The sequence below is a fragment of the Conyzicola nivalis genome (assembly GCF_040548875.1).
Taxonomy (GTDB): Bacteria; Actinomycetota; Actinomycetes; order Actinomycetales; family Microbacteriaceae; genus Conyzicola; species Conyzicola nivalis_A.
In genome coordinates this window covers 46,329-72,266 of record NZ_JBEPSJ010000003.1, presented here as the reverse complement: position 1 = coordinate 72,266, position 25,938 = coordinate 46,329, and the positions used below count along the sequence as shown (strand labels likewise).

General features: G+C 68.2%; 29 protein-coding genes and 1 tRNA gene. 19 read left to right on the top strand and 11 right to left on the bottom strand.

Translation table 11 applies throughout. From position 1 onward, the window contains the following. Window positions 1-566 precede the first annotated feature (566 nt). The 3 genes from ABIE21_RS12830 to ABIE21_RS12820 are packed head-to-tail and all read left to right on the top strand — an operon-like array spanning window position 567 to window position 2,515. On the top strand, window positions 567-1,013 hold the full coding sequence (locus tag ABIE21_RS12830) for a MaoC family dehydratase N-terminal domain-containing protein (RefSeq protein ID WP_354025227.1): 447 nt from the start codon (window positions 567-569) through the stop codon (window positions 1,011-1,013). Next, window positions 1,013-1,423 (top strand): MaoC/PaaZ C-terminal domain-containing protein, encoded by a 411-nt coding sequence (locus ABIE21_RS12825; RefSeq protein ID WP_354025226.1) that lies wholly within the window; start codon window positions 1,013-1,015, stop codon window positions 1,421-1,423. Before ABIE21_RS12830 ends, ABIE21_RS12825 begins: the two co-directional genes overlap by 1 nt. Before the next feature lie 3 nt (window positions 1,424-1,426). After that, complete coding sequence (locus ABIE21_RS12820; RefSeq protein ID WP_354025225.1) at window positions 1,427-2,515, top strand: UDP-N-acetylmuramate dehydrogenase; 1,089 nt, start codon at window positions 1,427-1,429, stop codon at window positions 2,513-2,515. Window positions 2,516-2,546: 31 nt separating this feature from the next. Here ABIE21_RS12820 and ABIE21_RS12815 read toward each other — a convergent pair whose 3' ends face one another. The 7 genes from ABIE21_RS12815 to ABIE21_RS12785 form a co-directional block, all read right to left on the bottom strand. Beyond that, on the bottom strand, window positions 2,547-3,161 hold the full coding sequence (locus ABIE21_RS12815) for a response regulator transcription factor (protein ID WP_354025224.1): 615 nt from the start codon (window positions 3,159-3,161) through the stop codon (window positions 2,547-2,549). Further along, complete coding sequence (locus tag ABIE21_RS12810; protein ID WP_354025223.1) at window positions 3,158-4,312, bottom strand: sensor histidine kinase; 1,155 nt, start codon at window positions 4,310-4,312, stop codon at window positions 3,158-3,160. The genes ABIE21_RS12815 and ABIE21_RS12810 overlap by 4 nt, the downstream gene beginning before the upstream one ends. Next, window positions 4,313-5,152: an ABC transporter permease gene (locus ABIE21_RS12805; RefSeq protein WP_354025222.1), complete on the bottom strand. Its 840-nt coding sequence runs from the start codon at window positions 5,150-5,152 to the stop codon at window positions 4,313-4,315. After that, window positions 5,149-6,099 carry an ABC transporter ATP-binding protein gene (locus ABIE21_RS12800; protein ID WP_354025221.1) on the bottom strand — a complete coding sequence of 317 codons (951 nt, stop codon included), beginning with the start codon at window positions 6,097-6,099 and terminating at the stop codon, window positions 5,149-5,151. The genes ABIE21_RS12805 and ABIE21_RS12800 overlap by 4 nt, the downstream gene beginning before the upstream one ends. 78 nt (window positions 6,100-6,177) lie before the next feature. Next, window positions 6,178-7,383, bottom strand: a complete 1,206-nt coding sequence (locus ABIE21_RS12795) for a hypothetical protein (RefSeq protein WP_354025220.1) — start codon at window positions 7,381-7,383, stop codon at window positions 6,178-6,180. 41 nt (window positions 7,384-7,424) lie between these two features. Beyond that, window positions 7,425-7,700 carry a hypothetical protein gene (locus tag ABIE21_RS12790; RefSeq protein WP_354025219.1) on the bottom strand — a complete coding sequence of 92 codons (276 nt, stop codon included), beginning with the start codon at window positions 7,698-7,700 and terminating at the stop codon, window positions 7,425-7,427. After that, complete coding sequence (locus ABIE21_RS12785; protein ID WP_354025218.1) at window positions 7,697-9,331, bottom strand: PspC domain-containing protein; 1,635 nt, start codon at window positions 9,329-9,331, stop codon at window positions 7,697-7,699. Before ABIE21_RS12785 ends, ABIE21_RS12790 begins: the two co-directional genes overlap by 4 nt. A 113-nt stretch (window positions 9,332-9,444) precedes the next feature. Here ABIE21_RS12785 and ABIE21_RS12780 point away from each other — a divergent pair, with 113 nt between their 5' ends. Together ABIE21_RS12780 and ABIE21_RS12775 are read left to right on the top strand one after the other, a co-directional pair. Beyond that, complete coding sequence (locus ABIE21_RS12780; protein WP_354025217.1) at window positions 9,445-10,590, top strand: PspC domain-containing protein; 1,146 nt, start codon at window positions 9,445-9,447, stop codon at window positions 10,588-10,590. Window positions 10,591-10,662: 72 nt separating this feature from the next. Next, the gene (locus ABIE21_RS12775; protein WP_354025216.1) at window positions 10,663-11,310 is read left to right on the top strand and encodes a response regulator transcription factor; all 648 of its coding nucleotides are present in this window, start codon (window positions 10,663-10,665) and stop codon (window positions 11,308-11,310) included. Window positions 11,311-11,482: 172 nt separating this feature from the next. Here the strand turns inward: ABIE21_RS12775 and ABIE21_RS12770 are convergent, their stop codons facing one another. Next, the gene (locus ABIE21_RS12770; protein WP_354025215.1) at window positions 11,483-12,697 is read right to left on the bottom strand and encodes a pyridoxal phosphate-dependent aminotransferase; all 1,215 of its coding nucleotides are present in this window, start codon (window positions 12,695-12,697) and stop codon (window positions 11,483-11,485) included. A 196-nt stretch (window positions 12,698-12,893) separates the two neighbouring features. Between ABIE21_RS12770 and ABIE21_RS12765 the strand changes: the two genes are divergently transcribed. The 6 genes from ABIE21_RS12765 to ABIE21_RS12740 all read left to right on the top strand — a co-directional run bounded on the left by ABIE21_RS12765 (window position 12,894) and on the right by ABIE21_RS12740 (window position 16,236). Beyond that, a tRNA-Trp gene (locus tag ABIE21_RS12765) sits at window positions 12,894-12,966 on the top strand. Between the two features lie 70 nt (window positions 12,967-13,036). Next, a complete protein-coding gene (secE, locus tag ABIE21_RS12760; RefSeq protein WP_354025214.1) occupies window positions 13,037-13,318 on the top strand; it encodes a preprotein translocase subunit SecE in 282 nt (93 codons plus the stop codon). Window positions 13,319-13,384: 66 nt separating this feature from the next. Further along, complete coding sequence (gene nusG / locus ABIE21_RS12755; RefSeq protein WP_354025213.1) at window positions 13,385-14,389, top strand: transcription termination/antitermination protein NusG; 1,005 nt, start codon at window positions 13,385-13,387, stop codon at window positions 14,387-14,389. Window positions 14,390-14,506: 117 nt separating this feature from the next. Further along, entirely contained in the window at window positions 14,507-14,938 is a 432-nt protein-coding gene (gene rplK / locus ABIE21_RS12750) for a 50S ribosomal protein L11 (protein ID WP_354025212.1), read from the top strand. After that, window positions 14,938-15,627: a 50S ribosomal protein L1 gene (rplA, locus tag ABIE21_RS12745; RefSeq protein WP_354025211.1), complete on the top strand. Its 690-nt coding sequence runs from the start codon at window positions 14,938-14,940 to the stop codon at window positions 15,625-15,627. The genes rplK and rplA overlap by 1 nt, the downstream gene beginning before the upstream one ends. A 69-nt stretch (window positions 15,628-15,696) precedes the next feature. Continuing rightward, complete coding sequence (locus ABIE21_RS12740; RefSeq protein ID WP_354025210.1) at window positions 15,697-16,236, top strand: GNAT family N-acetyltransferase; 540 nt, start codon at window positions 15,697-15,699, stop codon at window positions 16,234-16,236. Here the strand turns inward: ABIE21_RS12740 and ABIE21_RS12735 are convergent. Continuing rightward, entirely contained in the window at window positions 16,223-17,188 is a 966-nt protein-coding gene (locus ABIE21_RS12735) for an NADP-dependent oxidoreductase (protein ID WP_436232339.1), read from the bottom strand. The genes ABIE21_RS12740 and ABIE21_RS12735 overlap by 14 nt on opposite strands. Before the next feature lie 112 nt (window positions 17,189-17,300). Here ABIE21_RS12735 and ABIE21_RS12730 point away from each other — a divergent pair, with 112 nt between their 5' ends. Continuing rightward, window positions 17,301-17,915 (top strand): NUDIX domain-containing protein, encoded by a 615-nt coding sequence (locus ABIE21_RS12730; RefSeq protein ID WP_354025209.1) that lies wholly within the window; start codon window positions 17,301-17,303, stop codon window positions 17,913-17,915. A gap of 64 nt (window positions 17,916-17,979) precedes the next feature. Beyond that, a complete protein-coding gene (locus ABIE21_RS12725; RefSeq protein WP_354025208.1) occupies window positions 17,980-18,471 on the top strand; it encodes a GNAT family N-acetyltransferase in 492 nt (163 codons plus the stop codon). 85 nt (window positions 18,472-18,556) lie between these two features. Here ABIE21_RS12725 and ABIE21_RS12720 read toward each other — a convergent pair whose 3' ends face one another. Continuing rightward, window positions 18,557-19,300, bottom strand: coding sequence for an alpha/beta fold hydrolase (locus ABIE21_RS12720; protein WP_354025207.1), 744 nt, complete (start codon window positions 19,298-19,300; stop codon window positions 18,557-18,559). A 2-nt stretch (window positions 19,301-19,302) separates the two neighbouring features. Continuing rightward, complete coding sequence (locus ABIE21_RS12715) at window positions 19,303-19,911, bottom strand: YqaJ viral recombinase family protein (RefSeq protein WP_354025206.1); 609 nt, start codon at window positions 19,909-19,911, stop codon at window positions 19,303-19,305. Between the two features lie 84 nt (window positions 19,912-19,995). Here ABIE21_RS12715 and ABIE21_RS12710 point away from each other — a divergent pair, with 84 nt between their 5' ends. The 6 genes from ABIE21_RS12710 (at window position 19,996) to ABIE21_RS12685 (ending at window position 25,878) form a co-directional block, all read left to right on the top strand. Continuing rightward, window positions 19,996-20,754 (top strand): response regulator transcription factor, encoded by a 759-nt coding sequence (locus ABIE21_RS12710; RefSeq protein ID WP_354025205.1) that lies wholly within the window; start codon window positions 19,996-19,998, stop codon window positions 20,752-20,754. After that, on the top strand, window positions 20,754-22,205 hold the full coding sequence (locus ABIE21_RS12705) for a sensor histidine kinase (protein ID WP_354025204.1): 1,452 nt from the start codon (window positions 20,754-20,756) through the stop codon (window positions 22,203-22,205). The genes ABIE21_RS12710 and ABIE21_RS12705 overlap by 1 nt, the downstream gene beginning before the upstream one ends. 4 nt (window positions 22,206-22,209) lie before the next feature. Continuing rightward, entirely contained in the window at window positions 22,210-23,049 is an 840-nt protein-coding gene (locus ABIE21_RS12700) for an NAD-dependent epimerase/dehydratase family protein (protein ID WP_354025203.1), read from the top strand. 270 nt (window positions 23,050-23,319) lie between these two features. Next, window positions 23,320-23,835 carry a 50S ribosomal protein L10 gene (gene rplJ, locus ABIE21_RS12695; protein WP_354025202.1) on the top strand — a complete coding sequence of 172 codons (516 nt, stop codon included), beginning with the start codon at window positions 23,320-23,322 and terminating at the stop codon, window positions 23,833-23,835. Window positions 23,836-23,887: 52 nt separating this feature from the next. Then, on the top strand, window positions 23,888-24,271 hold the full coding sequence (gene rplL / locus ABIE21_RS12690; protein WP_354025201.1) for a 50S ribosomal protein L7/L12: 384 nt from the start codon (window positions 23,888-23,890) through the stop codon (window positions 24,269-24,271). Window positions 24,272-24,552: 281 nt separating this feature from the next. Then, entirely contained in the window at window positions 24,553-25,878 is a 1,326-nt protein-coding gene (locus ABIE21_RS12685) for an ABC transporter substrate-binding protein (protein WP_354025200.1), read from the top strand. The last annotated feature ends 60 nt before the right edge of the window (window positions 25,879-25,938 follow it).

Genomic DNA, 25,938 nt, shown 5'->3' with positions numbered 1-25,938 from the left:
CAGCTCGTCGGGTGACGCTGCCTATTGCTGAGGGGCAACGTTTTGACGTTGAGCGTTGGCTTGAGGGTCGATTGTTTGCCCCGCGGCTCGAGCGCTCGCGGCTCGTCGGGCGAGCCACCGCCCGCACACGCGCGACACGCCGTGCGACGCGACACTCCCGGGCCGCGCACCCAGATCGGGGGCCAGAAAATCGTGCGAGAACGTGTCGCGCGACTCAACTTCCGCGGAATCTCGCGGTACACGAAATGTCGGTGGCCGGGCACAGAATGTTAATCGACGCGACACGCCGAAACACTAGATGTAGTGGAATGACACAGCTGTGATTCCCGTTATATAGTGAGAACCCTCGCGGCAAGCAGTCGCGATCTCGACTACACAGAAGGAGGATCACATGGACAACGACAACGATTCAGTCGGCGGCTACGCAGTTCCCGTTGACCCGATGGATCTTCTGCAGTGCGACTCCTGCCAGTAGGCGGATAAGCACCCTCAAGACCCCCAACGAAACCCCGGTTGCAGAAATGCAATCGGGGTTTTGTGGTTGTACGACTGGCTAGAATCACAAGGTGCCAGTGAACCCCGAACTGCAGGGCCGCGTGTTCGCGCCCACTGCCCCGTACCTCGTCGGTCGGGAGAAGATCCGCGAATTCTCCCGCGCCGTGCTCTCCACGAGCCCCGTCAACTTCGATGTGGATGCCGCGAAGGCGGCAGGCTACCCCGACCTGGTCGCGCCGCCGACGTTCCCGGTGGTCATCCAGGAGTCCACGCTCGCTCAGCTGCTCGCCGAGCCCGACGCCGGCATCGACTTCACACGCGTGGTCCACGGCGACCAGCGCTTCAGCTTCTCGCGCCCCATCGTCGCCGGCGACGAGCTCACCGCGACGCTGGCGGTGGCGAACATCAAGTCGCTCGGCGGGCACTCGATGATCACCGCCGAGTCCACGATCACCGATTCGACCGGCGCCCACGTGGTGACCGCGATCTCGACGCTGGTCGTGCGAGGAGACGAGTAATGCCCACCGAAACGCTGACCGTCGGCGAGATCGTCGCCGAGACCACCTTCTCGATCACGCGCGATTCCCTCGTCCGCTACGCCGGAGCATCCGGTGATTTCAATGCGATCCACTACCGCGACGACGTCGCGACGAGCGTCGGCCTGCCCGGTGTGCTCGCGCACGGCATGCTCACGATGGGCTTCGCCATCCAGCCGGTCGTGGACTGGATCGGCGACAGCGGCAAGGTGCTCGACTACCAGGTGCGCTTCACCCGCCCCGTCGCCGTCGACGCCCTCGCCGGCGCGAGCGTCACCGTAGTGGCCAAGGTCGGCGCGGTCGAGGAGAACGTCGCCCGCATCGACCTCACGGTCACCTTCGACAACCAGACGGTGCTCGGCAAGGCGCAAGCCCGCGTCAGCCTGGTCTGACGCATGACCGATCTCTCCGAGCTGACGACCATGCGCGTCGGCGGTGCAGCCCACACGATGCTCGCGCCCGAGACGCCACACGAGCTCATCGCGCAGACCCTCGAGGTGTGGGGGAGCAGCGAGGAATGGCTGGTTCTCGGCGGCGGGTCGAACCTCGTGGTCGCCGACGACGGATTCGACGGCACGGTCATCCGCGTGCTCACCCGTGGCATCGAGACGGTGGTGGATGCCCCGGACCGTGTGCGCCTTCGCGTGCAGGCCGGCGAGCCGTGGGACGACCTCGTCGCGTACACCGTCGCGCGCGGGCTCAGCGGTATCGAGGCGCTCAGCGGAATCCCCGGGTCGACCGGTGCCGCCCCCGTGCAGAACATCGGCGCCTACGGCCAGGAGATCGCGTCGACCCTCGTCGCGATCGACTTCCTCGACTATCTGAGCGGCGAGCTCCAGCGGCTCACGGCGGCCGACCTCCGGTTCGACTACCGCACCTCGGCGCTCAAACAGGGCAAGCAGGGCCTCGTCGTGGCCGTGGAGCTCGAGCTCGACCGCGACCCCGCCGGCGCCCCGGTGGCCTACGCCCAGCTCGCGTCGTCGCTCGGGGTCGAGCTCGGCGAACGCGTCGGGGTGCAGACGGTGCGCGACACGGTTCTCGCCCTGCGAGCATCCAAGGGCATGGTGCTCGACCCGGCCGACCCCGACTCGGTGAGCTGTGGCTCGTTCTTCACCAACCCGATCGTGGGCGAGAACTTCGCCCGAACGCTGCCGGAGCAGGCGCCGCGCTGGGCGAACGCCCCGGAGCCTCAGGCGATCGCCGTGCCGCTCGGCGAGGAGCCGGCGGCCCCGCCGACGCAGACCGACTTCCGCGTGAAGCTCAGCGCCGCGTGGCTCATCGAGAAGGCCGGAATCTCACGCGGATTCTCGCTCCCCGGCTCGCGTGCCGCGATCTCGAGCAAACACACCCTCGCGATCGTCAACACCGGGGGTGCGACCGCCGCCGAGATCGCCGAGCTCGGCCGTTTCGTGCAGACCCGGGTCTTCTCGGAGTTCGGCGTGCGCATGCACCCCGAGCCGGTGATGGTGGGGCTGTCGCTGTAGGACCCCCTTCGACAGGCTCAGGGACCGCCGGCTACAGCAGCCCCAGCTCCATCGCCTTCGTGACCGCGCGCGTGCGGTCGCTCACTTCGAGCTTCTCGAAGGCGTGCAGCAGGTGCGTCTTCACCGTCGCCTCGCCGAGGAACAGCTTCTTCGCGATCGACGGGTTGCTCATGCCCTGGGCGACGAGACCGAGCACCTCCGTCTCGCGCGGGCTCAGCGTGATCGCGCGGGTCTTGACGCGTCCGACCAGCATGGCCGCGATCGACGGCGCGAGCGCCACCTCGCCGCGGGCGACCGAACGGATGCCGGCCAGGATCTCCTCCTGCGGTGCGGCCTTCAGCAGGTAGCCGCTCGCGCCCGCCTCGATCGCGGTGAGGATGCTCGCGTCGGTCTCGTAGGTGGTGAGCACCACGACCCGGGTCTCCGGCAGCGCCGCGAGGATGAGCGCGGTCGCCTCGTCACCGTTCAGCTCGGGCATCTGCAGGTCCATCAGCACGAGTTCGGGGGAGAGCGCCAGCGCGAGGTCGACGGCCTCCCGCCCGTTCGCGGCCTCGCCGACGACCTCGATGTCGGCGGCGGCGGCGAGCAGGGCCACGATCCCGCTGCGCACGATCGGGTGGTCGTCGGCCACGAGCACCCGGATCACGCGTGCACCGCCGAGCGAGGCAGGACGGCCGTGAGCGAGGCCCCGGCCCCGGGCGCGCTGTCGACGGCGAGCGTGCCGCCCACGAGGGTGAGGCGGTCGCGCATGCCGCTCAGGCCGTAGCCGTCGATCGCCGCAGCGGGATCGAAGCCGCCGCCGTCGTCGGTGACGATCAGGGTGACGGATGCTTCGTCGAAGGCGAGCTCGAGGGTGGCGTTCGCGGCGGCCGAATGTTTGCGCACATTCGCGAGTCCCTCCTGGGCGCACCGCAGCAGCACCACCTCGGTGTCGCGGTCGAGCGGCGGGGTCTCGCCGGCGACGGTCACGGCGATGCCGGTCTCCCGGCCGAAGCGCACCGCGAGCCGGTCGAGGGCGGCGCGGATGCCGCCCTCGGCGAGTCCGACCGGCGCGCTGGCTGCGACGAGGGAGCGGGTCTCGGCCAGGGCCGATCGGGCGCTGTCCTCCAACAGGTCGAGGGTCTCTCCCACGGTGGGGCTGCCGCTCTGCAGCTCCCGGCGGGTGCGTTGGGCGAGCAACACGAGCCCGGTGAGGTCTTGCGCGATGGTGTCATGGATCTCGCGGGCGAGCCGCTCACGCTCGCCCATGACGCCGGCGTCGCGGCTGACCGCGGCGAGCTGCGCCTGCGTCTCACGCAGCTGCACGAGCAACCGCTCGCGAGATTCGCTCTCGACCGAGATGCGGGTGATCCACAGGCCGATCGCGAGGCTGCCGGCGAGCGAGATGGCCTCTACCAGTGACGCGTTGAAGAACGCGTTTCTCGTGGCACCGAGCCCGACGAAGTATCCGACCCCGACCGAGACGGCGAGCAGGGCGTTCGTGATCACCGCGTTGCGCAGGCCGCTGGCGAAGTACCAGAGCAGCGGGAAGGCGATCACCTGGATCGTGGCCATTCCCGGGTTGAGCGCCGTTCCGACCCCGGAAAGCACGATGACGAGGGCCGCCGCAGTTGCCGACCGGCGGGTTCCGCCCTGGTCGTGGCCGCGCCCGATGAAGAACCAGGTGGCGAGCAGCGCGCCGATCACTCCGAAGGCGGCGAGCAACGCGAAGCCCTCCGCGTCGTTCGCGAACAGCAGCACGCAGAGAATCGCGGCCGCCGTGACGACCGCGATATCCCACCATTTGGTACTGCCCATTCAGCTATCCTTGCGGATCCAGCGGAAGGTCAGACGACAGACCACGAGTCCGACCACGAGCCAGGCCGAGGTGGCGATGAAAACGCCGATGAGGTTCCACTCGCCGCCCGGCTCCGCCGACTCGAAGGTATCGGGCAGGAATACGGCGCGCATGCCCTGCGCCATCCACTTCAGCGGGAACGCGTTGGCGACGTTCTGCAGCCACTCCGGCAGCTGGCTGAACGGCAGGTAGACCCCCGAGATGAACTGCAGCACGAGCGTGATCGGGATGACCACGGCGGTCGCGCTCTTGCCGGTGCGCGGCAGCCGGCTGAGAGCGATGCCCAGCACGGCCGATGTGGTCACACCGAGCAGGAACACCCAGGCGAAGGTGAACCAATCCTCGAGCGCGGTCGGCAGGGACACCCCGAAGACGAGCCCGGCGGCGAGCAGCAGCAGGGCAGCCTGCGCCGCACCGGTCACGAGCACCTGCCCGATCTTGCCGATGAAGTAGCTCACCACCGGCAGGGGGGTGCCGGCGAGACGCTTGAGGGTTCCGTCGCTGCGCTCGGTCGCGATGTCGACGGCCAGGTTCTGCAGGCCGCTGAGCAGGAGCCCCGCGGCGAGCATCCCCGGCAGGTAGTACGCCGCCGCGGAGACCTCGTTGCCCGAGGCATCCGTACCGAACGACTGGTTGCTGAAGGCGGTGGCGAAGATCGTGAGCATCACCAGGGGGAACAGGAAGGTGAAGAACACCGAGTCGCCCTGTCGGAAGTACGCGCGCACCTCGTTGACGATGCGGCTGAGGCCCAGGCGCACGGTGCGGCCGGCGGGCAGGCGGGGGATGGCGATGGTGGTCATCGTGCGTTCTCCTTCGAAAGGTCGGTCGCTGAGCTTGTCGAAGCGGCAGGCCCTTCGACACGCTCAGGCCCTTCGACACGTTCAGGGGCCGGATGCTCGTACGCCGCGACCAGCTCGAGGTAGATGTCCTCCAGACTCGGCCGCACGACCTCGAGGCCGTCGAGTTCGACGCCGCCGTTGTCGCGCACCAGGGCGGCGACGAGCGTGGCCGGCTCGGCCGTTCTCTGCTCGCGCCGGACGCCCCGGTCGACCCAGCGTACGAGCGGCACGCGCGCATCCGCCCCGCCTATCGCGTCGATGGTGCCGATGTCGATGAGCCGCCCGCCCGCGATGATGCCGGCCCGGTCGCCCAGGTTCGCCGCCTCGTCGAGGTAGTGGGTGGTGAGCAGGATGGTGGTGCCCTCGTCTTTGAGCGAGCGGATGAGCTCCCAGAACTGGCGGCGCGACTCTGGATCGAAGCCCGTGGTCGGTTCGTCGAGGAAGAGCAGGGTGGGGTTGCCGATGATGCCGAGGGCCACGTCGACGCGACGGCGCTGTCCGCCGGAGAGCTTGCGGATGAGCGTTCTCTCCTTCGCCTCGAGCCCGACGGACGCGATGACCTCGTCGACGGGGCGCGGGTTCGGGTAGAAGCCGGCGAAGTGGGTGAGCTGCTCGTGCACCGTGACGTTGCCGCTCTCGCCGGTCGACTGGAGCACGATGCCGAGCTGCGCCTTCCAGGCCAGACCGCCGCGGCCCGGGTCGGTGCCGAGCACGGTCGCTTCGCCGGAGGTGCGGTCACGGTAGCCCTCGAGGATCTCGATGGCGGTGCTCTTGCCCGCTCCGTTGGGACCGAGGAGCGCGAAGGTCTCTCCGCGCTCGATGTCGAAGCTGACGCCGTCGAGGGCATTCAGCTTTCCGTAGGACTTGCGCAGGTCGCGAACGCTGACCGCGGCTGGGGGTTTCGTCATGCTTCCACTCTGGCGTGCCCGGGGGCTCGGGAACAGTGGTGCACCGGTGGGTCCCGCCCTCAACCGACCGGTGGATGCCTAGCGGTTGCGCCGCGGCCGTTTCGGCCGCTTCGGGGTGCGCTTCCTCCGGTCGGGCACGGCGAATGTCTTGTGCAGATCGCCGACCACGCCCTGCTGCAGTGCGGATTCGTGGAGTGGGTCGTCGCCCGACTTCCAGACCGACGACAGCAGGAACAGGCCGAGTAGCAGGAGCGCGATCGAGATCGACGTGAAGATCGCGATCGCCGTCGCATCGGGCTCGTCGTAGTCGTTGGTCGGCAGCAGGAAGAGCACGACGGCCGTCGCTGTGCCCCCGGCGACGGCGATCGGGTAGTGGGCGAACGACTGGATGCCCTTCCAGCGGTCCTCCGTCTGCGCGGACACGGGGGCGCCGATGTAGCCGCGAAGCACGGTGCGGTAGAGGACCTTCTTGATCAGCGACGACACGATCGCGCCGACCAGGATGCCCACGGTGACGGCGTAGGCGGCTCGCGCGTCGGCGAAGTCGAGATCGGTGTGGCGGGGCCACGGCGCCGACGATCCCTCGGGCAGGGTTCCGGCAGCGGAGTCGAGCGCCGCCCGCTCGATGAGCGCCAGTGGCACGTAGAGCACGGCGGCCAGCACCGCGAGAGCCACGACCGCCCAGAGCGCGTGGACGACGACGGGGAGCGGACGCACGCGCACCACCGTGTTGCCCTCGGCGAAGTAGTCGGCGCTCTGGGCGTCGAACGTGGTGCGCTTGGCCAGGACGAACATGATCGCCGCGGCCGCCACGCTGAACAGGAGTGCCAGCGGCGACGTGATGACTCCCGTGTCGAAGCTCCTGGGCAGGGCGAAGAGGGCCGCGGCGTGGAGGCCGGCTCCCGTGATCCACAACACCGCCCCCGCCAGCAGAACGGTCTGCAGGGTGAAGAACGCGGCACAGAAACCGGCGATCCAGAGGCGGGTGCGCGACGTGGCGCTCAGATAGGCGAGCGAGAATCCGCCGGCCGGAAGCACGAGGGCGCCGAAAGTGAGCAGGGTGCCGTTGCCGTCCTCCGGCGCGCCCGTCCGGTCTTGGATCAGGAACGTGAATGGGTCGGCGCCGAACGTGGGGACGAGTTGCGGGAGCATGGCGACAGCCAGCACGACCGCGCCGGCGAGAACGAGGAGCAGCCCGACGACCACGCGTGCCGCACCGAACGGGGACTGGTCGGCGGGTGCGTAGTCGACGGGGTCGGGCTGGGCGCGCTTATGGGCGGTCATTCGGGCAAGGTTAGCCCGGACGACCGCCCGACGCGCGGCGGTCATCCGACCGGCGGGTCGTCCTTGATGCGCGTCGCCGCACGCACGATGGCGGTGACGATCCCGGCCACCACGAGGATCCCGCCGAATCCGATGATGCTCCAGACGATGACGGTGGGGGTCAGATCGCCGAAGTCGACTTGTGAGGCTGCGATGGCGATCGCTGCCACGACGAGCAGGATGCAGCCCCAGACGATCGTGCCGATACGGGGCTTGAGCGGCGCAAGCGGGGCGGGCGGGGTGTCGGTCGTGACGGGATGCTGCTCGGTGTCGGTCATTCGCTTGCTCCTTCAGTTGCTGCGGTCTGCTCGAATCGGAGGGTGCCGGTGCCCATCGCCACGACGAGGTACATGGCGCGCTCGGGCTCTTCGCCGGGCGGGACCCCGTCGACGAGGTTGAACTGTCCGTACTCACGGACCCAGGCGCCGCGCGCGTCGCCGTCGGGCGAGTCGAGACGGCCGGAGCCGATGGTCGCCGAGTAGCTGAACGCGGCGTCCGCCGGAACGAGCACGGTCACATCGCCCGCCCCCGACACGATGGTCGTGTCGCTGAACAGGTCGCCCTCGTAGCCCGCCGGCAGCGGTTCGTCGAAATAACCCCGCAGATCGATGACCGTGTCGGCGGCGGCGACGAAGTACACGTCGTTCGAGTAGCTGTCCTCAGCCTGTGGCGCGAAGGTCGCGTTGTCGACGTAGCTGATGTTCGGGCTGTGCGGAAGCACCGCGGCGATGAGCAGCGGCACCAGCACGATGGCGGCGACGCCCTGCGCGCCGCCCGGGCGGTGGCCGCGCACGCCGTTGACGATGATCGCCACTGCGAGCACCGCGAGGGTCGCGCCGAGGCCGGCGAGCACTCCGGCCGGCTCGATCGCGCCGTCGCCCTGGAGCACGGTGACGACGCCGCCGACGACGAGCGCGAGCCCGATGGCGATGAACGAGTAGAGCGGGTTGGAGCGTGTGCGCGCCTGGTGCGCCTCGTAGACGGCACGGCGGGCGGCCCGCTCGGCGCGGTACTGCGCCTGCGCGGCGAGGCTCGCGGCGCGCTGCTCGTTGGCCTGCCGGGTGCGGAAGGCGACGTTCTCGGCCTTCCACTGCTCCTGCTGCAGGCGCCAGGCCGCGAACTCCTCGGCCGTCGCCGTGCCGGGGGGCGCGACGGGGCGGGCACCGGGCGCGCCCGCCGCGCCGGCCCCGGCGGCGGAGTAGGCCGCCGTATGGGGCTGGGGGATCGTCTCGGGACGCGCATCCGTCGTCGCCGGTGTCGGTGTCGGCACGTTCGACGCGCGGCTCGACCTGCGGGCCACCCAGATCACGAACCAGACGATGAGTCCGAGCACCACGACGGTCCACAGCGCGCGGCCGAACGACTGCGCCCAGTAGGGCTCGCCCCAGAAGGCGTTGCCGGCGAACCAGAATCCCTGGGTCACGGGCAGCATGCTCAGCAGGATGAGCGCTCCGATGCCGGCGATGGGCGAGTCGAGGCGGCCCTTGAAGACCTCCTCGAGGTGGATCTTGTCGTTCTCGTCGGGCAGCAGCAGCCATGCGGCGGCGTAGAGCAGCAGCGCGGGTCCGCCGAGCACGGCGACGACCACGAGGATGCCGCGCACGATGAGCGGGTCGACGCCGAGGCGGGCTGCGATGCCGGCTGCGACGCCGCCGATCCAGCCGGGCTCGCGGTTCAGGTTGAGCGAGCGCATCCAGGCGAAGAAGCGGTTGCCGGCGAGCGGCTCGACGAGCGGCGGAGCGGTGGGCGGCTGGCCGGCGCCGTCTGTGGCGGAGTGGTCGGGGCCGGTGTGGTCGGGGCCGGGCAGGTCTGTGGTGGGGTGTTCTGCGCCGGGCTGATCGGCGCCGGGGAGGGCTGCCTGGCCGACGGACTCGTCCGGCTCGGGCTGCGGGGTGGTGTTCTTGGGCATGTCTCAATGGTGGCCGCCGAGCACGCCGAGCTGCCATGGGGTATCACCCTGACCGCACCCTGAAAGGCGGGCCCGGGCATCCGGGGGTCCGCCAAACCTGCTTGTATTCAAGGGTGACCACTCCACGAGCCCGCCCGCCTCTCGTGCGCCCCCGCCGAGTCGTGGTCGGCGGGGTGTGCCTCGCCGTCGCCCGACACCTCGACGTCTCGGTGGGCGGCGTGCGCGCGCTCGCCGTCGTGCTCGCGTTGTTCGGTGGCGGCGGCATCCTGCTCTACCTGTGGCTCTGGGCGTTCGTGCCGCTCGACGAGGCCGTGACCGACCCCGACGACGAGCCGGGGGCCGTGCGGCGCTCCGCTCCCGCGTCGCTGCTGCTGCTCGTGATCGCCGCCCTCGGCGCGATCCTGTTCCTCGCGAGCGCTCGCGAGTCGATCACCGCCCTTCTCGTGGTCACCGTGGCGAGCGGGCTGGCCGTCGCCTGGAGCCTGACGTTCGACCGCAACGACCCCGACCGCAGTGCGGCCCAGGGAGTGTGGAAGCGGATCGCCGCCGTCGTGCTGCTAGTGCTCACCGGGGTGGCCGTGCTCCTGTCGCGTCCCACCGCCTCCGGCGCGGTGCTCGGCGTCACGATGGTGGTGCTCGGGGTGGCCGTGATCGTCGCCCCGCGCGTCGTCACGCTGTGGAGCGACCTGCAGGCCTCGCGCACCGCGCAGGTGCGCGAGGAGCAGCGGGCCGAGATCGCGGCGCACCTGCACGATTCCGTGCTGCAGACCCTCGCCCTGATCCAGAACCGGGCGGGGGCCTCGACCGAGGTCGCCCGCATCGCCCGGGCGCAGGAGCGCGAGCTGCGCGACTGGCTGTTCGTCGGCGACACCCCGGTGGCGAGCGATCTGGCGACCGAGCTGCGCGACGTCGCCGCCGCGATCGAGCTCGACTACGCGGTGCGCATCGACGTGGTCACGGCCGGCGCCCCGGTCGATCGCCCCAGCGCCGCGCTCGTGGCGGCCGCCCGCGAGGCGATGCTGAACGCGGCGCGGCACGCCGGCGGAGAGGTCTCCGTCTACCTCGAGACGTCGCCCGAGGCCATCGACGTGTTCGTGCGAGACCGCGGACCGGGCGTCGACCTGTCGGCCCTTCCGGCCGACCGCCTGGGCATCCGAGAATCGATAGTGGGGCGGATGTCCCGTGCCGGCGGCTCCGCGAGCGTGCGACCGGGTACCGGCGGATCGGGCACCGAGGTGCACCTGCACCTCGAGGTGTAACGTGCCCGGTGACGTGAGCCGTGGCATCCGTCCCATCGGCGGCCGGCGCAGTGAGAATTCAGGAGAACCCGCATGACGAACGTGCTCATCGTCGACGACCACTCGATCTTCCGCTCGGGGCTGCGCGCCGACCTCGACGACACCGTCACCGTTCTCGGAGAGGCCGCGACCGTCGACGAGGCCGTCGCGCTCATCGAATCGCTGCGTCCCGAGGTCGTGCTGCTCGACGTGCACCTGCCGGGCGGCGCCGGCGGCGGGGGAGCCGAGGTGCTGCGCCGTTCGAGCGCGCTGCTCGACTCCGTGCGCTTCCTCGCCCTGTCGGTGTCGGACTCGGCCGAAGACGTGGTCGGCGTGATCCGGGCCGGCGCGCGCGGCTACATCACCAAGGGCTCGTCGGGCGGCGAGGTGTCGCGCGCGGTCGCGGCGGTCGCGGGCGGCGACGCCGTGTTCTCGCCCCGCCTCGCCGGCTTCGTGCTCGACGCCTTCGGGGCGGTCGCGGGCGAGCAGGCGGCGTCGGACGACGAGCTCGACCGGCTCAGCGCGCGCGAACGCGAGGTCATGCGCCTCATCGCGCGCGGCTATGCGTACAAAGAGGTGGCGACCGAGCTGTTCATCTCGGTGAAGACCGTCGAGACGCACGTCTCGGCCGTGCTGCGCAAGCTGCAGCTCTCGTCGCGCTACGAGCTCACCGCGTGGGCGCTGGAGCGAAAGCTGCTCTGAGCTGGCGTCTGCGCCGCCTCTCGAGGCGAGCAGAGGGGCAAACTTCGGCTGTCGAACGAATGCCTGAAAGTCGTTTCATTGCCCCCTGCGCCCGGTGGTTCAGCAAGGGGCAAACAATCGACATTCAGCGGGTGCGTAAAGGTCGAAACCTTGCCCCTCGGCTCGCGGGCGCCTACGCGAAGAGCCGCTGCAGCCGCTGAACTCCCTCGAGCAACGGGGCGTCGCCGAGCGCGTAGGAGAGGCGCAGGTAGCCGCTCGGCCCGAAAGCCTCGCCGGGCACCACGGCGACCTCGGCCTGGTCGAGGATCAGGTCGGCCAGTTCGAGCGACGTCGTGGGCGTGACGCCGCCCCATTCGCGGTTCAGCAACCCCGTGACATCCGGGTAGACGTAGAAGGCGCCCTCGGGAACCGGGCAGACGATCCCGTCGATCTTGTTCAGCTCGTCGACGATGAGGCGACGACGGCGGTCGAAGGCGCGTCGCATCTCCTCGACGGCGTCCTGCGGGCCGGTGAGGGCGGCGAGGGCCGCGCGCTGCGAGATGTTCGACACGTTCGACGACAGGTGCGACTGCAGGTTTCCGGCGGCCTTCATGGCGTCGACCGGGCCGACCATCCAGCCCACGCGCCAACCGGTCATGGCATAGGTCTTCGCGACGCCGTTCACGAGGATCGTCGTGTCGGCCAGGGCGGGAACGGCCTCGACGATCGAGATGGCGCGGGGCGCGACGTCGGGGTCGTCGGAGTAGGTCAGGTTCTGGTAGATCTCGTCGGAGATCACCCAGATACCGTGCGACAGCGCCCACTCGCCGATCGCGGCGGTCTCGGCGGCCGAGTACACGGCGCCGGTCGGGTTCGACGGCGAGACGAAGAGCAGCACCTTGGTGCGCTCGGTGCGCGCCGCCTCGAGCTGCTCGACGGTCACGAGGTAGCCCTGGTCGCTGCCGGCGAAGACCTCGACGGGCACGCCGCCGGCCAGCTGGATGGCCTCGGGGTAGGTGGTCCAGTACGGTGCGGGCAGCAACACCTCGTCGCCCGGGTCGACGATCGTGGCGAAGGCCTGGTACACGGCCTGCTTGCCGCCGTTGGTCACGACGACCTGCGAGGCGGCGACCTCGAGCCCGCTGTCGCGCAGGGTCTTCGCCGCGATCGCCTCCCGCAACTCGGGCAGGCCGACCGCGGGGGTGTAGCGGTAGTTCCTGGGGTCGAGAACAGCAGCGGATGCCGCCTCGACGATGGTCGCGGGCGTCGAGAAATCGGGTTCCCCCGCCGCGTAGGAGATGACGGGGCGTCCCTGCGCCTGTAGAGCCTTCGCTTTCGCGTCGACCTTCAGGGTCGCGGACTCGGCAATAGCGCCAATGCGCCGGGAGATTCGAGGAAATGTGGCCACGCAGCTAGTGTAGAGCGCACGGCAGAGTCGTTCTCGGTCCGCTCGAGATGACGGAATGCCGTCGATGCCTTACACTTGTCGAGGTAGTAATTCTGCCAAGCTCTTGCGCGCCATCTTCTGGCATTCCAGCCTGTGAGTTTCAGTAGCGAAGCCGTGTGAGAAAAGCAGTACCCCGTGTGTTCGCAAGAGCACGCAAAGGGCGGTGGCTCAATTGGTAGAGCAGCGGTCTCCAAAACCGCAGGTTGCAGGTTCAAGTCCTGTCCGCCCTGCAGGTGTCCTCGTACATTTCCGTGCGGGGTGCCGTGCACCACAACGACGAGTTGTCGGAAGGTAGTAACAGTGGCTAGAAGAATCACCGACGAGCCCAGCGAGGACGTCGTAGAGAACGCCCGGAAGGACAGCGCTGTCAAGCGCAGCCCGTTCGGCCGTTTGTCGCTGTTCATCCGACAGGTCGTCGGCGAGCTCAAGAAGGTCGTGACTCCGACTCGCAAAGAGCTCGTGAGCTACACGCTCGTCGTGCTGGTCTTCGTGGTCATCATGATGGCCCTCGTAGGCGGACTCGACTGGGTGTTCTCGCTCGCGGTCAACTACATCTTCGGCGACGGCGACTTAGCCTCCTAGCGAGGCCCGCCTGCTCGACGTGGCCGGATCCGTCCGGTCACGAAACAAGAAATGGAATGGAATTCAGTGTCTGAGAATCACCGCGACGATATCGACCTCGCGACCGCTGCAGAGCAGTCCTCTGAGGACGATGAGGCCCAGGAGGGCAACTCGCTGGCTGTCGACGAGAATTCCGTAGACGCAGCCGAGCACACCGCGCTGCACATCGAAGACGAAGAGACGCAGGAAGAGGGCGACCTCGCCGGCCTCCTCGAGGCTCTCGACGCCGCGATCGACCCCGAGGCCGACGCCATCGTCGACGACGCCCTCGACATCGACTCGCCCGACGAGGCAGACGCCTCTGTCGCCGCAGCCGACGACGAAGCAGACATCGAGGCCGAAGAGGCAGCGAACGAAGAACTCGACGTTCCCCCCTACGACGGTCCCGAGCTCGACGACAACGGCGACCCCATCGAGGTCGACCCCTACGAGGCGTTCCGCACCGAGCTGAAGTCGCTTCCCGGCAAGTGGTTCGTCATCCACTCCTACGCGGGCTTCGAGAAGCGCGTGAAGCAGAACATCGAGAACCGCAAGATCTCCATGACCGTCGAAGACTCGATCTTCCAGGTCGAGGTTCCGATGGAAGACGTCGTCGAGATCAAGAACGGCCAGCGCAAGCTCGTCACCCGCGTGCGCATCCCCGGATACGTGCTCGTGCGCATGGAGCTGAACGAAGACTCCTGGAGCGTCGTGCGTCACACCCCCGGCGTCACCGGCTTCGTGGGCAACGCCCACAACCCGACGCCGTTGCGCTTCAACGAGGCGTTCGAGATGCTCAAGGGCCTCGTGCAGATCGTCGAAGCCCCCTCCAAGTCGGCTCCCGGGAAGGGCAAGAACACCGCCCGCTCCATCCCGGCCGAGATCGACTTCGAGGTCGGCGAGACCATCACGATCAAGGAGGGCTCGTTCGCGGGTCTTCCCGGCTCGATCAGCGAGATCAAGCCGGAGAGCGGCAAGCTCACCGTGCTCGTATCGCTCTTCGAGCGTGAGACCCCGGTCGAGCTCAGCTTCGACCAGGTCACCAAGCTCTAGTCATACGGTTCGCCCTTCGGGCGACACGTCGGCTTCGCCTGAACCACCGCACCCGGGAACCGCCCGAGGTGCGGGAGAGCGGCCAGCAATGGCCTCTCGAACAGAAAAGGAAAAACAATGGCATCGAAAAAGAAGGTCACGGGTCTGATTAAGCTTCAGATCCAGGCCGGCGCCGCTAACCCCGCGCCGCCCATCGGCCCCGCGCTGGGCCAGCACGGCGTCAACATCATGGAGTTCTGCAAGGCGTACAACGCCGCGACCGAATCTCAGCGTGGAAACGTCATCCCCGTCGAGATCACCGTCTACGAGGACCGTTCGTTCACGTTCATCCTCAAGACCCCGCCCGCAGCCGAGCTCATCAAGAAGGCTGCCGGTGTTGCCAAGGGTTCGCCCACGCCGCACACCGTCAAGGTCGCCAAGCTCACTCGCGAGCAGGTTCGCGCCATCGCCGAGCAGAAGATGGCCGACCTCAACGCCAACGACATCGAAGGCGCAGAGAAGATCATCGCGGGAACCGCTCGCTCTATGGGAATCACGGTGGATGCATAATGGCTACGAAATCCAAGGCCTACCGCGCCGCTGCCGACAAGATCGAAGAAGGCAAGTTCTACTCCCCGAGCGAGGCCGTCTCGGTCGCTCGCGTCACGGGCTCCGCAAAGTTCGACTCCACGGTTGAGGTCGCCCTCAAGCTCGGCGTCGACCCCCGCAAGGCAGACCAGATGGTCCGCGGAACGGTCATCCTTCCTCACGGAACCGGTAAGACCGCCCGCGTCATCGTGTTCGCAACGGGCCCCGCGGCTGAGGCAGCAATCGCTGCCGGCGCCGACGAGGTCGGTGGCTCCGAGCTCATCGAGAAGGTCGCCGCCGGCTACGTCGCATTCGACGCCGCCGTCTCGACCCCCGAGCTCATGGGCCAGGTCGGTCGTCTCGGAAAGGTACTCGGCCCGCGTGGCCTCATGCCGAACCCGAAGACCGGTACCGTGACCATGGACACGGCCAAGGCCGTCTCCGAGATCAAGGGCGGAAAGATCGAGTTCCGCGTCGACAAGCACTCCAACGTGCACTTCGTCGCTGGCAAGGCCTCCTTCACCGAGGAGCAGCTCGCCGAGAACATCAAGGCCGCTCTCGATGAGATCGTCCGTTCGAAGCCGTCCAGCTCCAAGGGCCGCTACATCACCAAGGGCACCGTTTCGACGACCTTCGGTCCTGGCATCCCGCTGGACGTCAACGCGATCTAAGCGTTTTCGCAATCACGTGAAGGGGTCCGCGTTCGCGCGGGCCCCTTTTCTGCTCCCCGAAAGGCAACCATGACAGTCAGCACACGATTGGCGGGGCCGGATGACGCGGCTCTGCTTCACCGCATCGCCGCAGCCACCTTCGCTCTGGCGTGTCCGCCCGGCACCACCCAGGAGGCGGTGGCCGACTTCGTCGCCTCGAACCTCTCCGAGGCCCATTTCGCCGGCTACCTGGCCGACGAGTCACGCGACCTGCTGCTCGTCGAGGTCGACGGTGAGGCGGTGGGATACACGATGCTGATCGCGGCGGAGCCCACCGACTCCGACGTGGCCGCCGTGGTCACAGACCGTCCCACCGTGGAGCTCAGCAAGTTCTACATGCTGGCGACGGCGCACGGCGGCGGCGCGGCGGGGGTGCTGATGGAGGCGAGCGTCGAGGCCGCGAGGGCGCGAGCCGCGGCATCCGTCTGGCTCGGCGTCAACCAGCAGAACGCGCGCGCGAACCGTTTCTACGAGAAGCACGGATTCGTCAACGTGGGCACGAAACGGTTCCTCGTCGGCGGCAAGTGGGAAGACGACTTCGTGCGCGAGCTGCCGCTCAGTAGTCGCTGACCTTCAGCACGATCTTGCCCCGCGTGTGCCCGGTCTCGAGCGAGCGGTGGGCGTCGGCCGCGGCATCCATCTCGAAGACCTGGTCGACGAACACCCGCACGTCGCCCGACTCGAGCAGACGCGAGATCACCGCCAGGTTGGTGCCGTCGGGGGCGACCTTGTAGGTCGTGGCGCGCAGCCCAGCCGCGGTCGCGTCGTCGATGAAGGTCGGCCAGCTGCCGGTCGGGGCGTTGATGATGAGCCCGCCGTGGCGCACGACGCCCAGCGATCGCGACCCTGTGTCGTCGTAGACGTTGCCGACCAGGTCGATCACGACGTCGACGGTGTCGAGCACCTCGTCGAAGCGCTCCGCGGTGTAGTCCACCGTCTCGTTCGCGCCGAGCTCGGAGAGCCAGCCGAGGTTGCGGGTCGATCCCGTCGCGATCACGTACGCGCCGAAGAAGCGGGCGAACTGAACGGCGAAGTGTCCGACGCCGCCGGCGCCGGCGTGGATCAGGATGCGCTGTCCCTCGTGCGCCTTCGCCACCTCGACGACCATGCCCCACGCGGTGAGTGCGGCGAGCGGTACCGCGGCCGCCTCGACGTGCGAGAGCGCCTTCGGCTTACGGGCGACGCTGAGGCTCGACACCGCGACGTACTCGGCGTAGCTGCCGCCGAACCGGGGAAACCCGGTCATGCCGTAGACCTCGTCGCCGACCTTGATCGGGTGGCCCTCGTAGGGGCTGGCGACGACGACGCCGCTGAAGTCGTTGCCGAGCACGACGGGGAAGGACGCGATCGCCGGTGTGACCCCGCGCCCCGCACGGGTCTTCGCGTCGATCGGGTTCACGCCCGCGGCGACGACGCGCACGAGGAACTCGGAGTTGACGCTGACGGGCACCGTGGCGGTGCCGCACTCGAGAACTTCCGGTCCGCCCGCGCCGCCCATCAGGATGGCTCGCATCGTCGTCATCGTTGGCCTTCCCGCCGTGGTGCTGGTGAACCCAGTAAAGGCGATGAATGATTCGGCGCTGTTACAGACACGTCACCCCGAGGCAAACTATCGCTCTCGATAGTCTGGAGGCGTGAGAGCCGCAGAGACACCCCCGACCACCAACCCGCGCATCCGAGTCACCGACGTTCGCCTGCTGAGCGACAACTGGTACACGCTGCACACAACGACGTTCGACATCCAGGCCGCAGACGGATCGTGGAGCTCGCAGTCGCGCGAGACCTACGACCGCGGCAACGGTGCGACGATCCTGCTCTACGACGTCGACCGTCGCACGGTGCTGCTCACGTCGCAGTTCCGCTACCCCGCGTACGTCAACGGCCACCCCGACGGCATGCTGCTCGAGACCGCGGCCGGGCTGCTCGACGACGACGATCCGGAGACCGCGATCCGCCGCGAGGCGATCGAGGAGACCGGCCACCGCGTCGGCGAGGTCACGCACGTCTTTGACGCGTTTATGAGCCCGGGCTCGGTGACCGAGCGCCTGCACTTCTACGCGGCGCCCTACGACGCGGGTACCCGCGAGCACGCCGGCGGCGGGCTCGTCGACGAGGGCGAGCACATCACCCTCGTCGAGCTCGACATCGACGCCGCCCTCGACCTGGTCGAGAGCGGCGGCATCATCGACGCGAAGAGCATCATGCTGCTGCAGTGGGCGGTGCTGCGCGGGCCGTTCGCGACCCGCTGACAGGCGGGCGGATGCCGCGGCCGTTCGATTGGCGGTCGTGGCCGGTCGGCGCTACCGTCGGAGCATGAACGCCACCGTAGTTGTTCGCCCCGTCCGAGACGTCGACGCCGAGGAGCTCGGCCGAGTGCAGGCCGCGTGCTGGCACGAGACCTACGACCACCTCGTGAGCCAGGCCGCCCTCACCAGACTCTCGCCCAAGCGCATGGCCGAGCTGTGGATCCACTACGCGGGCCTCGGCCCCGAGTACTCGCACGTCGCCGTGCTCGTCGACGGCGAGATCGTCGGGTTCGCCGGATCGGGTCCGAGCCGCGACCCGGAGCTGCCTGGCGTGCGCGAGCTTCACTTCATCTACCTGCGCGACGAGTTCCACGGGCAGGGCCTCGGGCAGAGGTTGTTCGACGCCGTCGTCGAACCGGGGCCGGCCTTCCTCTGGGTCGCGAGCGACAATCCGCGTGCGCACCGGTTCTACGAGCGCAACGGCTTCGTGCTCGACGGGGCCGAGCATACCGAGCCCTTCCTCGGCGAGGAGATCCACGAGGTGCGGTTCGTGCGCTAGGCCGTCAGCGAGGCCCAGGTGGCCAGTTGTGGCCGTTTCACGACGAGAGAACCGGCCACAGCTGGCCACCCACGTCCGGATGGCGCTAGGCCGGCACGTCGTGGTCGAGCGCCCGCGTGACGGCTGCGCGGATAGCGGTCGTGTACACCTCGACGCTCTCGTCGCGAGCGGGCACCAGGCTGAGGCTCGCGTTCGGCAGCGACGAGGCCCACAGCTCCGCCACGTCGACCGGGTGGACGGGATCCCGCGGCGCAGCCACGATCGATGCCGGGGCAGTCACCGCCGCCAGGTCGGACGCCGACTCGAAGGCCGCGTTCTTCGGAATCTCGATGAGGCGGATGGCGCGTGCCGCGGCATCCGGCTTTCTGAACTGCTCGATCGCACCCTCCGCCGCCAGCGGCGACACGGTCTCGAGGTCGTGGAAGAAGTCGGTCTCGCGGAAGAGCTTCTCGGCGTGCTTCGCGCCGAAGGTCTCGAGCAGCTCGCCCATCGCCGGGTACGCGGCGAGGTTGTCGGGCAGAGCGCGGTCGGTGAACGCCGGGCGGATGAAGACGAGCTTCTCCACCTCGACCAGCAGCGCGAGGCGCAGCCCGATCGCGGCGCCCATCGAGATGCCGATGATGGTGAGGGGCTCGTCGGGGAGGTCTGCCGCGATCTCGGCGGCGAGCGCGTCGAGGGCGAAGTCGGCGCGGGTGCCCACGACCGTCGACGTGCCGTGGGCCCGCACGTCGGGAGCCACAACGGTCGCCGTCTCGGGCAGCACGGGCCTCAGCAGCGCGAGCGGCTGTCGGCGATCGCCGCCGAGCCCGTGCAGCAGGAGGATCCCCATCGCTAGCGCCGCATCATGCCGAGCAGTTTGTTGGCGAGCCCCACGAGCACGTGGATCTCGTTGTCGTCGCGTTCGATCCAGCGCGACGTCGGCTCGGGGTTCACGGGCACGAAGTCGAGGTGCTGCTCCCAGACGAGCAGCGTGCGCTCGGCGCCGAGCACGTACTGCTGCCACCAGATCTGCCGCAGGTACGACCGGGGGACGCTCTTCCACAGCGACGACGTGGTCTTGATCTCGGCGAGCACGACGACACCGTCGATCACCGCGACACCGTCGGGTGTGGCCAGGTGGGAACGTTCGCCGTGCGCGTGGAACAGCTGCGAGCTGGGGTGGATGCCGTGCTTCGCCCGCACCCACCGGGCAATCTCCGGCTCGCGGGTGTTGCCGTGGTCGGTGTACGCATTTCCGCCGAATGACGACCCGTTGATCTTGTCGAACGCGACGGAGGGCAGTGATCTCTCGCTCGACAGCCGGGCGACGTCGGTCGCCGTGACCCCGGAGCTGCGGGCGCGCAGCCAGGCGACCCGGTCGGTCGAGTCGGCGAGCACGCGGCTGCGGTGGTCGGGGGCCGGCTCGTCCCAGAGGGAGAGGGTCGGCTGCACGAAAGTCACCTCCCCATTGTGCCCTGCCTCGACCGGATCGACGGGATTGATCACTCACAGGAGACGCATAGAAAACTCCCAATAATAGAGAGGATGAGCAATGTGCCGACCTCCCGCCACACAGCCGCAGCACAGCCTCCCCGCATCACGCGCGCCGACGGATCGCCGATCAGGGCGGTCGTCGTCGACGACGAGGACTCGCTCACCGACCTGCTGTCGATGGCTCTGCGCTACGAGGGATGGGACGTGCGCATCGCCTCCGACGGGCAGAAGGCCATGGCGATCACGCGGGAGTTCCGCCCCGACGTCATCGTGCTCGACATCATGCTCCCCGACGTGGACGGCCTGCAGGTGCTGACCAGGCTGCGCGCCGACGGCATCAACACCCCCGTCCTGTTCCTCACGGCGAAGGACTCGCTCGACGACCGCATCGTCGGTCTCACCGTCGGCGGCGACGACTACGTCACCAAGCCGTTCAGCCTCGAAGAACTCGTCGCTCGGTTGCGCGGGCTCATCCGCCGGTCGACGCTCGTCGTCAGCGACAGCGACGACTCGTTTCTCGCGGTCGGCGACCTCACCCTCGACGAGGACTCGTACGAGGTGCAGCGCGCCGGCACCGTCATCGAGCTCACCGCGACCGAGTTCGAGCTGCTGCGCTACCTGATGCGCAACCCACGCCGGGTGCTCAGCAAGACCCAGATCCTCGACCGGGTGTGGAGCTACGACTTCGGCGGCAAGTCGAGCGTCGTCGAGTTGTACATCTCCTACCTGCGCAAGAAGGTCGACTCGCTCGGCGAACCGATGATCCACACGGTGCGCGGCGTCGGCTACGTGCTGAAAGCCGCGAACTGATGGCCGGCCCGCGCGCGTGGACACTCCGCCGCCGCCTCGTCGTCGGCATCGTCGCCCTGCTGGCGGCGATCAGCCTCATCGTCGGCACCGTGAGCGTCGTCGCGCTGCAGACCTCTCTCGTGCGCCAGCTCGACAGCCAGCTGACGACCGCGAGCTCCCGCGTGCAGGGGGTGACGCCTCCCGGTCAGACCGGCAACGGCGGCCCGCGCCCCGACGACGTGCTGCTTCGCGCCGGCCTCACGCCGGGCACCCTCGTGGCGTTCGTGAGCAACGACTCGCTCGACGGAGCGGTGCTCAACGAACGGCTCGGCTTCACCCCGGTGACCGACGCGCAGAACGAGGCGCTGCTCGAGCTCACGACCGACACGCGCCCCACGACCATCGACCTCGGCGGTGACCTCGGACAGTACCGGGTGATCGTGACCCAGACGTCGACCGGGCAGTACGTCGTGATCGGGCAGCCGCTGAGCCCTGTGAGCGGCACCGTGGCGCAGCTGATGCTGGTGATCCTCATCGTCACGATCGCCGGGCTGGCCGCCGCCTTTCTCGCCGGCACCGCCATCGTGCGGGTCGCGCTGCGGCCGCTCGACCGGGTCGCCGCCACCGCGTCGCACGTCGCCGAGCTGCCCCTCGAGCGGGGCGAGGTCGCGCTCGCGGTGCGTGTGCCCGACGCCGACGCCGACCCCCGCACCGAGGTCGGCCAGGTCGGCGCGGCGATCAACCACATGCTCGGGCACATCGCATCCGCCCTCGCCGCCCGAGAGGCCAGCGAGAAGAAGGTGCGCTCGTTCGTCGCGGACGCCAGCCACGAGCTGCGCACACCCCTCGCGTCGATCCGCGGGTACGCCGAACTGACCCGCCGCGGCGGGCACGAGCTGCCGCCCGACGTCGTGCACGCCCTCGCGAGGGTCGAGTCGGAGTCGATCCGCATGACCTCGCTCGTCGAAGACCTGCTGCTGCTCGCGCGGCTCGACGACGGCCGCAGTCTCGAGAGCGCGCCGGTCGACCTGTGCCTGCTGCTCACCGACGCGGTGAGCGACGCCTATGCCGCGGCCCCCGACCACGAGTGGCAGCTCGAGCTGCCCGACGAGCCGGTGCTGGTCGACGGAGACGGCGCACGGCTGCACCAGGTGGTCGCGAACCTGCTCGCCAACGCGCGGGTGCACACGCCGGCGGGCACCAGGGTCGTGACATCCGTCGCCGTCGACGGCGAGCACGCCATGGTGCGGGTCGCCGACAACGGCCCCGGAATCGACGAGCGCGTGCGCGACTCGGTTTTCGAGCGGTTCGCGCGCGGAGACAGCTCCCGGTCGCGGGCGGCGGGCAGCACCGGCCTCGGTCTCGCCATCGTCGCCGCCATCGTGGAGGCGCACGGCGGCACCGTCGCGGTGCGCAGCGATACGGGCGACACGGTTTTCGAGGTGGCCCTGCCCGTTGCAGTGCAAGACTGAGACCATGCGCATTCTCGTCACCGGCGGTTCAGGCAAGCTCGGCACTGCGGTCGTCACCGCACTGAATGAGGCGGGGCACACGGTGCTCAACCTCGACGCGGTGGGCGAGCGCGGACCGGGATTCACCCGCGTCGACCTCACCGACTACGGCCAGGTCATCGACGCCGTGTTCGGCGTGAACGACCGCATCGACGGCGCCGACGCCATAGTGCACCTCGCCGCGATTCCCGCCGGCGGCATCCAGGCCGACTCCGCCACCTTCCACAACAACATGAACTCGACGTTCAACGTGTTCCAGGCGGCTCGTCGCGCCGGCATCCGCACGGTCGTCTACGCCTCGAGCGAGACACTGCTCGGCATCCCGTTCGACATCGACCCGCCCTACCTGCCGATCGACGAGGAGTACCCGTCGCGACCGGAGTCGATGTACGCGGTCGTGAAGCACCTCGAAGAGGAGCTCGCCCAGAAGCTCGTGCGCTGGGACCCCCGGCTCAGCATCACGGCGCTGCGCTTCTCGAACGTCATGAACGAGGTCGACTACGAGGGATTCGAAGGGTTTCAAGATGACCCGGCGGTTCGCCGCTGGAACGCCTGGGGCTACATCGACTCGAGAGACGGAGCACAGGCCGTGCTCAAGGCCGTCGAACTCTCGGCTCCCGGTTTCGACCGGTTCATCATCGCGGCGGCCGACTCGGTCATGCGCACGCCGAGCGCCGAGCTCGCGGCCACAGGCTTTCCCGACGTCGAGGTGACGCGCGAGCTGTCGGGCACCGAGACCCTGCTCTCGATCGAGAAGGCGCGCCGGGTGCTCGGCTACGAGCCGCGGCACAGCTGGCGCGACTGACCGTGCGATCCCTGAGCCTGTCGAAGGGCTGTAGGCGGTAGACGCTTCGACAGGCTCAGCGGACGGCGAGGCCCCCGAACCCTGTGCTACTGTGTACGAAGCCAAAGACCGCAGGTTGTCTTGCGCCCTCACGGGTGCGATTCCATAAATCCAGCGCAGGTGTTCGAAGTTTCCCCGAAAGGGTTCAAAGCTCCGCGCAACTGCGTGGGGCTTTTTTAGTTTTATACCCGCGTCTCCTTGGCTAATGACAATCATCAATTAAGGAGAGCCATGGCGAACAAGGAAGCATCGGTTGCCGAGCTTACGGACAAGTTCCGTAACTCGAACGCCGTACTGCTCACCGAGTACCGCGGTCTCACTGTTGCTCAGCTGAAGACGCTGCGCAAGTCACTCAGTGCAGACGCAACGTACGCCGTGGTGAAGAACACGCTGACCAAGATTTCGGCCAACGCGGCAGGTATCACTTCGTTTGACGACGAACTGACCGGCCCGTCCGCAATCGCTTTCGTACACGGCGACACCGTCGCCGTTGCGAAGATTCTGCGCGACTTTGCCAAGGCAAACCCGCTGCTCGTTGTGAAGAGCGGTTACCTCGACGGTAACGCCCTCACCGCGGAAGACGTAGCGAAGCTCGCCGACCTCGATTCCCGTGAAGTGCTGCTTGCCAAGATGGCCGGCGCAATCAAGGCTTCGCTGTTCGGTGCGGCATATCTCTTCAACGCTCCGCTCTCGAAGGCCGTTCGCACGGTCGAGGCGCTGCGTGAGAAGCAGGAGTCCGCGAACTAGGCATTGCCTGACCCGCGGTTTGTAGAAGTAAGAAACACACAAGGAGAAAATCATGGCAAAGCTGTCAAGCGAAGAGCTCATCGAAGCCTTCAAGGAACTGACCCTCATTGAGCTCAGCGACTTCGTCAAGAAGTTCGAAGAGGTCTTCGAAGTAACCGCCGCCGCTCCCGTCGCGGTTGCCGCTGCCGGTGGCGCTGCTGCCGCTGTCGAAGAGGTTGAGGAGAAGGATTCCTTCGACGTCATCCTCGAGTCGGCCGGCGAGAAGAAGATCCAGGTCATCAAGGAGGTTCGCGCGCTCACCAGCCTCGGACTCGGCGAGGCCAAGGCTGTCGTAGACGGCGCCCCCGGCGCAGTCCTCGAGGGTGTCAACAAGGAGACCGCCGAGAAGGCAAAGGCTCAGCTCGAAGAAGCTGGCGCCACCGTCACGCTCAAGTAGTCCCGTCCCCGCTAGGGGATTCACGAAGGCATCGCTCCCCTCGGGGAGCGGTGCCTTCGTTCGTTAGACGACACATTGTCAGGCCTGACGCAAAGTAATCGTTTCTTGACCACAAGCGCTTGCTCTCTCTGAGCGCGTGCCATAGCTTGAGTCTTGTACGAATTCTCAAACCCGCGAAGCAGCGGGCGTGGGAGCGCTACCACACCGCACAACCACCCTTGCAACACATTCGTTCGTCCCCGCGCTAGGCGCGGACGGGCACATCTCAATGAGGAGGAACTATGAGTTCAGCGTTTAAACGCCGCCTACTCGTGCCGATCGCCGCAGCAGGCGTCATCGGCCTCGCGCTCACCGGCTGTACCGGTGACACGCAGCAGTCGAAGGAAGACACCGACTGCAGCGAGTACGAGTCCTACGGAACGTTCGACGGTGACGAGGTCACCATCTCCGGCACCATCGTCGAGACCGAGGCCGACCGCCTCATCGCATCGTGGGCCGACTTCGCCACCTGCACCGACATCACCATCGACTACCAGGGCAGCCGCGACTTCGAAGGCAACATCGCCCAGCTCGCCGAGGGTGGCAACGCCCCCGACATCGGAATCGTGCCGCAGCCCGGACTCGTCTCGCTGCTCGCCGAGAACGGATTCCTGAAGCCGGCACCCGCCGAGGTCGAAGCGAACACCGACGAGTTCTGGTCGGAAGACTGGAAGGCCTACAGCACCTTCGACGACGTCTTCTACGGAGCCCCGATGCTCGCGAGCGTCAAGGGCTACATCTGGTACTCGCCCGCGGAGTTCGAAGACAAGGGCTACGAGATCCCGAAGTCGCTCGAAGAACTGACGGAACTCACCCAGACCATCGCAGACGAGGGCGACCACCTCCCCTGGTGCGCCGGCATGGAGTCGGGCGACGCCACCGGCTGGCCGGGAACCGACTGGATCGAAGACTTCGTGCTCCGCCAGTCCGGCCCCGACGTCTACGACCAGTGGGTCACCCACCAGATCCCGTTCAACGACCCCGCCATCGTCTCCGCGTTCGACGCGGCAGGCGAGATCCTGAAGAACCCCGAGTACATCGACACCGAGTCGCTGATCTCGACCCCGTTCCAGGAGGGTGGACTCCCGATCCTCGACGGAGCGTGCTCGCTGCACCACCAGGCCTCCTTCTACGAGGTCAACTGGGGCGACGGCGTCGACGTATCGCCCGACGGAGACGTCTACGCCTTCCTGATGCCGCCCGTCAACGCGGATGACCCGCTCGCCGTCACCGGCGGCGGCGAGACCGTCGTGGCATTCGAGGAGAGCGACGCCATCACGGCCGTGCTCACCCACATGTCGAGCGACACGTTCGCCAACCTGCGCGTCGAGCAGGGCGGAACGGTCAGCGCCAACAACGGGGTCGACCCGTCGCTCGCATCGAGCCCGCTGCTCGAGGACACCATCGAGATCCTTCAGGACCCCGAGGCGACCTTCCGCTACGACGGCTCCGACCTGATGCCGGGCGCCGTCGGCGCGAACTCCTTCTGGAAGGGAATCGTCGGCTGGCTCAGCGGCGACAGCACCCAGCAGACGGTGGACACCATCGAGGCCAGCTGGCCTCAGTAGTACCGCAGTCGCGGACACAGTGAGGGGCGGGGCCGACGTCGGCTCCGCCCCATTCACTAC